Source organism: Flavobacterium nitrogenifigens (assembly GCF_003254565.1).
GTDB lineage: Bacteria > Bacteroidota > Bacteroidia > Flavobacteriales > Flavobacteriaceae > Flavobacterium > Flavobacterium nitrogenifigens.
This window is the reverse complement of record NZ_QJRI01000144.1, coordinates 1-9,846: the sequence shown is the minus strand read 5'-3', so window position 1 is coordinate 9,846 and position 9,846 is coordinate 1. Positions and strand designations below refer to the sequence as shown.

Sequence of the window (9,846 nt, the reverse complement as noted above, 5' to 3'; positions counted from 1 at the left end):
ATTGTGGGAGAGTATGTCGTCGCCTTTCTTTTAAGAATCCTCATCATTAATTGATGGGGATTTTTTGTTTTAAATTGAAGAATGAAATATAATAGACTTTAGTTTTAATTACGATAAAAGAAGGTAAGTTAATTTTATTGGTATCTTGTTCTTATTATTCCGCAGGTATTATTTGTATCATTAACCCTAATTCTATTTACTAAATCTTGAAAATAATTATATAAGTGACAAAGAATGCTCGTCAGCTGTGGTTTTCCAATTCCCATTTGTTCTAAGTATTTTTATAGGTTAATTGGTTGTTTCAAGCATAACATTACTTATATTCTTTAAATTTGGATGGTTCGATAGATATTGCCATACAGTTCTAAGATAATTATGGTAATTCTCTCCATAGACAATTCGATTTAGGCATACTCCAAGAGGACGAAGGATAATTATAAAAACCGCGCTTCGGGTATGGTTGATTAAAGGAACTTATTACTAGGTTTACATAAGTTACCAATTTATTATAATCAAAGCATGAGATGTCACTTTTTTGCAAGGATCTTTTAAATTCTTGCCTTCAACATGCAGAGGGGACAATGGCATTCTAGACTATGTATATAATTCCATTAGGGGAGTTATTGCTAGAAATTGAAAGAACATTTTTTTTATCTTTTCATAAGTTTAAATGTTTTAATGAGCTAGTAAATGTATCTGCAATGGATGAAAATTATTAGGCACTTACATAATGGATTGCTTTTCTTGTTAAGTTGTTACTAAGATTCCAGCTGACATTCAGTAAGACGATTTTATTTTTTTTACCCGCTTTATAAGAAAATATCTAAAATTTTGTAATTTAGTTCAGGCTCTGGGCTAGCCTTAAATCTTAAATGCACGCCGAATTAATTAAAATTTTCCAGATCTATCTTGAAGTTCATTCAGATGGAGAAGCCTAGTGAGGAAATAATCTATTGAGAAAAGATGCAGTTCACTTTGGGTTGAAAGAACAAAGACGATGGCTGCAGGGCAAGATTATCTAGAAATCAATAAAATATTGAGACAGTGGTTTTAAGATAGTAGCAGAACGTTTCCCTTCTGTTGGAGAGCCATTTTAGGGACTTTTTTAGTGTGTTAGGTTTAGGAAAGATTTTAAAGTATGAAGCGTTTAATCTTTAACAGCATAAAAAATGCAAACAAAGCAAAATAGCGAAAGTCTAGATCAGTCAGCGCATATTTCGGAATTTCTATCTGCCATTAAAACCAAATCGGATCAATTAGCCAATTATTTTATCTTTAGCTTCTTTGCTTTTGGGCTATTTCTTGCCACTTTTTATGATACCTGGCAGATCGCGGTAGGAGTTGGAGGACTCTTGTTGGTTGCCTATTTTTCGGCAAAAATGTTTCTAGCAGATTTGGACTTCTATCAGTATGTTTTAAGCGCTGTTTTGGGACTCTTTATGGCTCAGTTCATCTATCAGATGCATGGCCTGTTTGAAATGCACTTTACAGCATTCCTCTCGAGCGCCATATTGATCACTTACCAGAAATGGAAGTTACAGATTCCTCTTCTGGCCATTGTCATAGTTCATCATGCTCTGTTTGCCTATTTGCAGTACTCAGGTGTGGATGGCATTTATTTTACGCAGCTCGACCATATGTCACTGCAGACCTTTTTATTCCATATTGTACTTGTAGCGGCGATTTTTTCTGTCTGCGGGCTCTGGGCTTATCAGTTTAAAAAATACAGCGAGATGCATATCGATCTGATTTTCAAAAAAAAGGAGGTTGAAAATATGGAGTTAAAAAGGGCTAATTATGAATTGGACCATTTTGTGTATAGCGCTTCTCATGATCTTAGAGCACCTCTGAATTCCATGCTAGGATTGATTGAAATTGTAAAGGACGAGACCGCTGAAGAGCATACTTTGGAGTATTTGGACGCTTTAAAAGGTAATGCAGAAAGGCTGGATGCTTTTATTTGTGACATTTTGGACTATTCACGTAATCTTCGTACTGATATAGCAAATGATCCCATTGTCTACAGGGAGCTTTTGGAAGAGATAGGAAAGAATCTCAAATTCATGGGCGATAGTAGTCGCAGCGTTGATTTTATCACTGTTATCAGAGGGGAGGAACCAGTTTTTTCCGATCGAAGCAGACTTAACAATATTCTAAATAATGTTATATCAAATGCCATTCGCTATCAGGATGCTTCAAAGGAAAAGCCTTTTGTTAGAATAGAGATTGACATTCTGGTAGATAAGACGAATATAGAAGTGAGCGACAACGGAATCGGAATTCCCGAAGAAGCCCAACCTAAAATATACGATATGTTTTACCGGGCATCTAATAAGACATTAGGATCAGGGTTGGGGCTGTATATTGTCAAGGAAGCTCTTGGGAGGCTCGGTGGCAGGATTAGGGTGTCTTCTGCTGTGGGTGTGGGAACTACCTTTTATATTGAAATTCCAAACAGGCATACTGATAAATAAAAATATACGATGGAAGCAACAAATCAAAAGAAATTATACAGAAAGGTTCTTGTTATCGATGATAATCCGACAGACCGGTTTATTGCAGAGAAAATGATTGAAAAATGTGGCTTTGCCCAGCAGACTATTTTATGCGAATCGGCCCAAGAGGCATTGGAGTATCTCGGGGCTCTAGAGCATGAACCTGACGAGTTGCCACAGCTTATTTTTTTAGACATCAGTATGCCTGGCATGGACGGTTATGGGTTTCTTGAGCAGTATGCCAAGTTTTCAGAAGTGGTTAGAACCAGAAGCATAATTCTAATGCTTACCACTTCGTTGCATCCTGATGACATTACACGCGCCCAGAACAATCCTTTTGTGGCTCGGTTTATAAACAAGCCGATCAGCAGGGATAAGCTCGATATGATACGCAATGATTTCCCTATAGTGTATTAACGTGTCTTACTCAAAAGTTTATCTTTGCATCTCTAGCCTTATAAGTGTTTTCTTTAAAAAAGAAGAATCAAACAACGTACTTATACGGTTTTTATTGTGTTAATTAACAAAAAATTATCATTTGATATTTCCTTTTATTACTTTTACTGTGAATTTAACAGAAAATCGGGGAATTATGATCAATTTAGCACGAAGAAATTTTATAAAAAATGTTGGATTTGTTAGTGCAACAACTCTTTTTTGTGGCTCTCTAGTAGCTCAGAGCACTTTGGAAAATTTTTCGATTTCAGAAACTGATGAAGGAAATATTCTAGCCAAATTCTCAAAAGTAACTTTTTTTGATGCTTTTCTTTTAGATCAATCTCTTGCAGATTGTTATAAAAAATCTATTTTAAACTGGGAAAAAACGGGATATGCTGCTTCAGGAAATTATTGTTTCAGTTCTTCAGATGGTCTTTTAAAAATGTTTCCCATGCATCTTCAAACTGAGACTACAGGAAAAGTAGATAATGTTTTGTTATGTTTTGGAAAAGATTTAAACGGTGACTGGAAATCTCTAAGATCTTTATCGGGATTTGATTTGGAAGCTATTACTGTAGCTATGCATGACTTAAATATCTATCGTAATGAGGTGAATTTATCTCATTATTTATTTCCTGCGCCTACGCAAAAATTAAATCCTTATGGATATGATACGAGAAAAGGCAGTGTTTCTCTTCAAACTATTTTAGCCATGGAACAAACCGTAACAAAAATTATCATAAATGAAGGCAATTCTATTGTATACCAGAAGGAAATAATTTCAAAGCATAGTCTTACTGCTGATTCTTTTTTTGTCTAATATAATTACCTTGAATAACCACCTATAAATAGTCAAAATTATGGCAACACCTTATTTAGGAGAAATACGTATCATGTCTTTTAACTTTGCTCCAAAAGGCTGGGCTTTATGTAATGGACAGTTTTTGCCTATAAACCAAAATCAAGCTTTGTTTTCATTATTAGGGACAATGTACGGAGGCAATGGCCAAACGACATTTGCTTTACCAAATTTAAGAGGAAAAACTCCTATTCATTTTGGAAATGGACATACAATAGGAGAGCAAGGTGGAGAAGAAGCACATACTTTAAGTGTCTCAGAACTGCCTCAGCACACCCATGTATTGCAGGCGAAAACAGATTCGGTAAGTACCAATATACCTAGTTCATCAAATTTATTGGCTAATACTGCCCCCAATTTAGTTTACAGCGGTCAAAGTCAAAATTTTACTTCGATGAATTCTGGCTCTCTTGGCAGTGTTGGCGGAAGTCAACCTCATTTAAACATGCAGCCATTTCTTACCTTGAATTTTTGTATTGCTTTAGTAGGTATTTTTCCTTCTCAAACTTAATTATTAATTGTAAAAAGTAAAGATATGTCACAACCTTACATTGGTGAAGTTAGAATGTTTGGAGGAAACTTTGCTCCTGCAGGATGGATGTTCTGTGAAGGGCAGATTCTTCCTATTTCTGAAAATGATACATTATTTCAATTAATTGGGACTACTTATGGTGGCGATGGACAAAGCACTTTTGCTTTACCAGATTTGCGCGGAAGGGTTCCTATCCATTTCGGTACATCCTCTAGCGGTACACCCTATGCATTGGCAGAAACAGGTGGGGTAGAAAGTATTACGTTATCGACTAATCAAATCCCTGCTCATAGTCATAGTTTAATAGCAACTACAGATTTGGCAGATACTGCGAGTCCTTCCAATGCACTATTTAGTACAAATCCTCCGGGAAGTAAAATGTTTTCTAGTGCTGCACCAACAGCAGCTTTAAATTCATCCGCGATTACAAGTACAGGTGGAAGCCAGCCTCACACTAATTTTCAACCTTATTTATGCGTCAGTTTTATTATTTCATTGTTTGGAGTTTTTCCTTCTCAAACATAGAAATTTAAAGTTTTCAATACTTTCTAAATAAAAATAAAAACAATATATCTATGGATCAATTTGTTGCCGAGATACGTCTTTTCCCATTCAATTTTGCACCTGTAGGCTGGGCCATGTGTAACGGGCAATTATTGCCTATATCTCAAAATACAGCACTTTTTTCTTTATTGGGAACCACGTATGGGGGGGATGGGAAAAACACTTTTGCTCTCCCGAATTTGCAAGGGAGTGTTCCTATGCATCCTGGACAAGGTCCCGGATTATCTTTACATGATTTAGGAGAAACAGGCGGAAGTGAAAATGTTAGTTTGCTTGAATCTGAAATTCCAGCTCATAGTCATTCATTAATGGCAGCAACTTTAAACTCGCAATCAACATCTCCAACAAATAATAGTTTAGGACGTGGAAATCCTGTACGAATTTACGGTCAGACAGGAACAAATGCTAATATGAGTTTAAACTCTGTAGCTATCGCTGGCTCTGGATTGCCACACAATAATATGATGCCTTATTTGACAATGAATTTTTGTATTGCTCTTCAGGGGATTTTCCCATCAAGAGGCTAATTTAACTGGATTTGAATTTAGAAATAAAAAATATTAGTCTTCGAGATATTCGGGAAAGTGATAAAACTCTTCTTCGGGAAATATATGGAAGTACCCGTCAAGAAGAACTGGATAAAGGAACAAATTGGAATGATGAACAAAAAAGACTTTTTATTGATCAGCAATTTTCTGTCCAGCATGAATATTATCAGAAGAATTTTTTAGATGCAAAATTTTATATAATTGAAAATGAAAAAGTCCCAGTTGGAAGATTATATATTGATTTTATTTCTGAAAATGAATCTGTTAAGGTTATAGATATTACAATATTACCTGAATGGAGAAATAAAAATATTGGCAGCTCTATTTTAAATGAAATTCTTAAAAAAGCAGGTAGTAATAATTTAAAAGTGTCGATACATGTTGAAGCTTTTAATCCTGCAATGAATTTATATAAAAGGTTAGGCTTTAAAAAAATAAGTGAAACAAATGGTTTTTACCACTTAATGGAGTGGAATTCTAATAACTGATATTAACGATTAACAAAATTATATGGATGTATCTTTACTCACTGTGAATAGCTTTAATTCTCTAGTTAATAGAGTATTTGTTATTAAAATTTCAAAAGAAATTCAGCATGACGCTGAGTTAATTTCTGTAACTGAGTTTAATAGTTATTCCCCATTACAAAGAACTCCATTTTCTCTTGTTTTTCGAACTCAGCAAAAAGACGAATATTACGAACAGGGTATTCTTACTGTTATACACCCTGAAGAAGGCGATTTAGAATTATTTCTTACACCACTAGGGTTTGATGAAGTGGGAATGAAATATGAAGCAGTATTTTCTTAATTAGGCTAATTAAAAGCAAAAAAAATGAAAAATAACAAACTCTTAGCTGTAATAATACTAATTGGATTTCTAAGTTTTGGAATGAGATACAATACTATTATTAAGAAAAATTTTGTTGCTCCTATAGTTGAAAGTTTTGTAAAAGCTGAAAAAACTTTTATTCATCAGAAAGGAGACAATAAAAGTGAAAAAGCTGAAAATAAAGAAAGTACAACTAGTACTTCTACTGTAGCAACAACGGTTACTGTGACGAACGCTGTAGCGATAAATGGAGGTGGAAATGCTCAACCAGGTTCTCAACTTGATTATACTATAACAATTGCTAATACAGGTGCCGATGATGCATTGGGAGTAAATTTTCAGGATATTTTGGATTCTAATCTAACCTTAGTGGCAAACTCTTTTAAAGCAACACCAATAGCAAACAATAATTCTTATTCCTGTATTGGAAATGTTGGAATTAATGTGGATGCAGCAGGAGGGGTTTTAACAAATGATGCTAGCCCAGATGGAACTGCTTTAACAGCAACGCTTTTGACAGGAGCAACAAACGGAACTACTGTTTTGAATGCAGATGGTTCTTTTACTTATAACCCAAATGCTGGATATTCTGGATCTGATAGTTTTACCTATACTGTTGCCACTGCCAGCGGCAAAACTTCAACCGCCACAGTAAGTATTACTGTAAGTACTCCTATAATCTTTGTTAATAGTGCTGCAGTAACAGCAGGAAACGGAACTTTAGCTACACCTTATAAAACTTTAAATAGTATTACAGGAAGCTCTGCATATCCTATTTTTATCTATACGGGTGCAGTTACGGGACTTTTGACTTTAAATGATAATCAAAAAGTAATTGGACAAGGGGCAACTGCGAGTCTGACTTCTATATTAAGTCTTACTGTACCAACCTATAGTAACACTTTACCTTCTACAGGCGGAACAAATCCTACTATTGCCGGTGTTAATTTAAAAGCAAATAATGATATTCAAGCTGTTGCGCTAACAGGTACTTTATTTGGTTCGAATGTAGGAGCTTTAAAAGTAAGGAATACGACTATTAGTACAACAAATGCACAGGCCGTTAATATTACCAGCGGTGGTGTTTTAGATTGCATTTTCACCAGTATTTCCGCTAGTGGTATTTCTAAAGGAATTTCTGTAAATAGTTCACAAGGAAGTTTTCTGGTTACAGGAACAGGATCTACTGCAGGATCTGGAGGGACAATACAAAATATATCGTTAAGAGGTGTTGAGTTTATATCGTGTGCTAATGTAACGCTTAAAAACATGAATTTTACTAATGCAAATAATTCTACTACTGTAATTAGTGATCCTGAAGACGATAATACTAATTCTTATGGCGCTCTGCATTTTAAAACTATCTCTGGAAGTGTTAATTTAGATAATATTGTTATCACCGGTACTACAAACTCTGTCGGAATAAATTTAAATGATGTTAATAATTTCATATTAGCCAATAGTACAATTACAGGCTGCGGAAGTGCAAATGGAGGAAATGTAAGTGTTGGAGGGATATTTGCATTAAATTTAAAAGGAACAAGCTCAATAACAAGCACAAATGTTAATGATTCTTGGGGAAGGGGCTTTTTTGGATTTAACGGCCAGCTTTCTCAAAATCCTACACTTAATTTGACAGTAACTGGTTGTCAATTTAAAAACTCTTTTAATAAATCAAACGGAGACAGTAATTTTATTTTTCAAGCTAAAGGAACTACAAGCAATACATTAGTTTTTAAAAAGAATGATTTTTCTAACTCAAAAACTACTGGTTTAGCACTAAATTTTAGCGGATCTTCTGTAAATACTGTTCAAATTGGAGGAAATAATGCATCTACAGATGCTAATACAATAAATGCTGCAACATTAAGTCCAGGAAGCAATGGTTTATCTTTACAAGCAATTGGTGCAGCAACTGTAAATTATAATATTATAAATAATACTTTAAAATCAAGTTATAATGGTCTTTTTGCATGTAGTGTTGGAAATCAAGGCTCTGGGACTATAAAAGGACGTATAAATAATAATATTATTGATGGAGGAGGCTCAACTTCTTCTAGTAACGGCATTAGCGTTGCTGCTTATGGAAATGCTAAACATATCACCGAAATAGCTAATAATGTAATTACTAATGCCGCTAATTACGGAATTTTTTCTGAAGCAAATGATAACGCCGTATTGAGTACAGGAAGAATTGATGCTTCTATTACGAACAATAACATTAGTGTTATAAATAATGCTTACGCTCATATTGGAGTAATTGCCTATGCTGATAATGCTTCTAGTGCAATGATTAGCGCCGCAAAGGTTACTGGCAATATAGTTAACTCTGCAAGCGGATTGGCAGCAGGAAATTTTGATGTGCTCTCTCAGGGGCCAAATTGTTCGGTAATTTTACAAGGTAGTCCAGCCTATGTTGCAGGAAGTGGAAACAGAAGTGCTGCATTAACAACTTTCTGGAATAGCAACAATGCTAATACTCCAACAGGAGTAGGACTAGACGAAGGTGGTACAGGAACTATAATTTCAGGAACTGTCACTATTCCTGACAATGGAACTGCTTCAAAAATGTCTATTCAAAAAGAAATCGCACAAGAAGAAACAACTGCTCCTGTAGCAGAATCTATGAGCGGCAATACTGCTAATAATTCAGTATCAGCCAAAACTGTCGCAGCAAGTGCTGTTAATGAGACGCTTACTGCTGGACCATTTACTTTAGCTGCTGGAAAAAGCACTGTGATTACTTTTAGTGCGACAATTAATGCTGCGGGTGTATTACCGCAAAATACATGCTCAGTTACAAATCAGGCAACTGTTAGCGGTTCTAATTTTGCGACTGTAAATTCTAATATTACAACGACATCAATTAAACCAGAAAGTGCTACAGTTACTGCAGATACACAAAATATTCCTTGTTTGGGAAGCACAACTGTTACTTTAAACGCTTCCTGTCCGCTTGGTACAACCGCTACTTGGTACAACGCGATGACTGGAGGAACAAGTTTTGCAACAGGAAATTCAGTTTCTGCAATACCTACAGAAAATAATACTACTTATTGTGTTGCTTGTGAAACAGCTTATTGTGCAAGCGACAGAGTTCTAGTAAAAACTGTAACAGGAACTCCTTCGACAACCTCACCGCCAGTAACAGTAAATACATGTGATTCTTATACTTGGAGTGAAAATGGAACAACTTATACGGCTTCTGGAACATACACCACTTTGGTTGGATGTGATACCAAAACTCTAAATTTAACGATTACTCCATCTACAACTTCTGCACCTGAAACAATAACTGCATGTGATTCTTACACATGGAATGCAAATGGAACAACTTATACTGTTTCTGGAACATATACTGCAGTTGTTGGGTGTGATAGTAAAACTTTAAACTTAACAATCACTCCTTCAACTTCATCTCCGACTGAAACTATTTCTAAATGTGATTCTTACACATGGCCAGTAAATGGCACTACCTATACCGCTTCCGGAAATTACACCTATTCTTCAGGATGCGACACCAAGACTTTAGCATTAACGATCACTAATTCTACAAGCTCTACACAAACCGAAACCGCT

The 9,846-nt window shown here is 35.3% G+C and carries 9 protein-coding genes; all 9 read left to right on the top strand.

What is annotated here, in order from left to right; all coding sequences use genetic code 11:
• Positions 1–1,169: 1,169 nt before the first annotated feature.
• A complete protein-coding gene (locus DM397_RS00870; protein WP_111375755.1) occupies positions 1,170–2,474 on the top strand; it encodes a sensor histidine kinase in 1,305 nt (434 codons plus the stop codon).
• A 9-nt stretch (positions 2,475–2,483) separates the two neighbouring features.
• A complete protein-coding gene (locus DM397_RS00865; RefSeq protein WP_111375754.1) occupies positions 2,484–2,912 on the top strand; it encodes a response regulator in 429 nt (142 codons plus the stop codon).
• Between the two features lie 175 nt (positions 2,913–3,087).
• Positions 3,088–3,753 carry a hypothetical protein gene (locus tag DM397_RS00860; protein WP_111375753.1) on the top strand — a complete coding sequence of 222 codons (666 nt, stop codon included), beginning with the start codon at positions 3,088–3,090 and terminating at the stop codon, positions 3,751–3,753.
• 40 nt (positions 3,754–3,793) lie between these two features.
• The gene (locus DM397_RS00855; RefSeq protein ID WP_111375752.1) at positions 3,794–4,303 is read left to right on the top strand and encodes a phage tail protein; all 510 of its coding nucleotides are present in this window, start codon (positions 3,794–3,796) and stop codon (positions 4,301–4,303) included.
• Positions 4,304–4,327: 24 nt separating this feature from the next.
• Positions 4,328–4,849: a phage tail protein gene (locus DM397_RS00850; RefSeq protein WP_111375751.1), complete on the top strand. Its 522-nt coding sequence runs from the start codon at positions 4,328–4,330 to the stop codon at positions 4,847–4,849.
• A 50-nt stretch (positions 4,850–4,899) separates the two neighbouring features.
• Entirely contained in the window at positions 4,900–5,415 is a 516-nt protein-coding gene (locus tag DM397_RS00845) for a phage tail protein (protein WP_111375750.1), read from the top strand.
• An 11-nt stretch (positions 5,416–5,426) separates the two neighbouring features.
• Positions 5,427–5,924: a GNAT family N-acetyltransferase gene (locus DM397_RS00840; RefSeq protein WP_111375749.1), complete on the top strand. Its 498-nt coding sequence runs from the start codon at positions 5,427–5,429 to the stop codon at positions 5,922–5,924.
• A gap of 22 nt (positions 5,925–5,946) precedes the next feature.
• Positions 5,947–6,246, top strand: a complete 300-nt coding sequence (locus DM397_RS00835; RefSeq protein WP_111375748.1) for a DUF6916 family protein — start codon at positions 5,947–5,949, stop codon at positions 6,244–6,246.
• 24 nt (positions 6,247–6,270) lie between these two features.
• Positions 6,271–9,846 (top strand): Ig-like domain-containing protein (locus DM397_RS00830; protein ID WP_111375747.1); only part of this gene is annotated, 3,576 nt, incomplete at its 3' end.